Source organism: Pseudomonas fuscovaginae SE-1 (genome assembly GCF_000364705.1).
Taxonomy (GTDB): Bacteria; Pseudomonadota; Gammaproteobacteria; order Pseudomonadales; family Pseudomonadaceae; genus Aquipseudomonas; species Aquipseudomonas fuscovaginae_A.
The window spans coordinates 1-1,162 of sequence record NZ_AQOH01000255.1; the positions used below are offsets into that span (position 1 = coordinate 1).

The 1,162-nt window shown below is 66.2% G+C and carries 1 protein-coding gene; it reads left to right on the top strand.

The features are described from left to right. The coding region (locus K675_RS0121055) for a condensation domain-containing protein (protein ID WP_026145398.1) at positions 1-1,162 on the top strand (1,162 nt) is incomplete at both ends.

Consider the following 1,162-nt stretch of genomic DNA (forward strand, 5'->3'; position numbering starts at 1 on the left):
AACGGCAAGCTGGACCGCAAGGCCCTGCCGGCACCGGACCTCGACACCGTGATCAGTCGCGGCTACGAGGCTCCGCAAGGCGAAACCGAAACCCTGATCGCCGCCCTCTGGCAAGAACTGCTGGGTGTCGCCCAGGTCGGTCGCCATGATCATTTCTTCGAACTGGGCGGCCACTCGTTGTTGGCGGTCAGCCTGATCGGACGCCTGCGCCAGGCCGGGCTGAGTGCGGATGTGCGGGTGCTGTTCAGCCAGCCGACCCTGGCCGCGCTGGCCGCGGCCGTGGGTGGTGGACGCGAGATCGTGGTCCCGGCCAATGCCATCCCGCCAGGCTGCACGCACATCACCCCGGACATGCTGCCGCTGATAGAGTTGGACCAGGCCGCGATCGAACGGATTGTCGCGAAGGTGCCCGGTGGCGCGGCGAACGTGCAGGATATCTACCCGCTGGCACCGTTGCAGGAAGGCATTCTCTATCACCACCTCACGGCCGGGCAGGGTGACCCCTACGTCCTGCAGACGCAGTTCGCCTTCGACGATCGCGAGCGTCTGGAGTCCTTTGTCCAGGCCCTGCAAAGGGTGATCGACCGACATGACATTCTGCGCACCGGGGTGGTCTGGGAGGGCCTGGATTCGCCTGTGCAAGTGGTCTGGCGCCAGGCGCGGCTGCATCTTGACGCACTCGAACTCGACCCGGCGGCCGGTGATATCGGCGCGCAGCTGCATGGCCGTTTCGATCCCCGTCACTACCGCCTGGATATCGGCCAGGCACCGCTGATGCGGGTGGCCTATGCCGAGGATCCGCTCAATCGGCGGATCACCGCGATATTGCTGTTCCATCATATGGCCCTGGACCATACCGCCCTGGAAGTGGTGCGCGATGAAATGCAGGCCTGGCTGCTCGGTGAGGCCGACGCCTTGTCCGCGCCGGTGCCCTATCGCAACTACGTGGCCCAGGCACGCCTGGGGACCAGCCAGCAGGAACACGAAACGTTCTTCCACGAGATGCTCGGCGATATCGACGAGCCGACCCTGCCATTCGGCGTGCAGGATGTGCAGGGCGACGGTCGTGATATCGAGGAGGCCAGCCAGGCGCTGGACAGCCAGCTGAGCCTGCGCCTGCGGGCCCAGGCCCGGCACCTGGGGGTGAGTGCCGCCAGCCTGT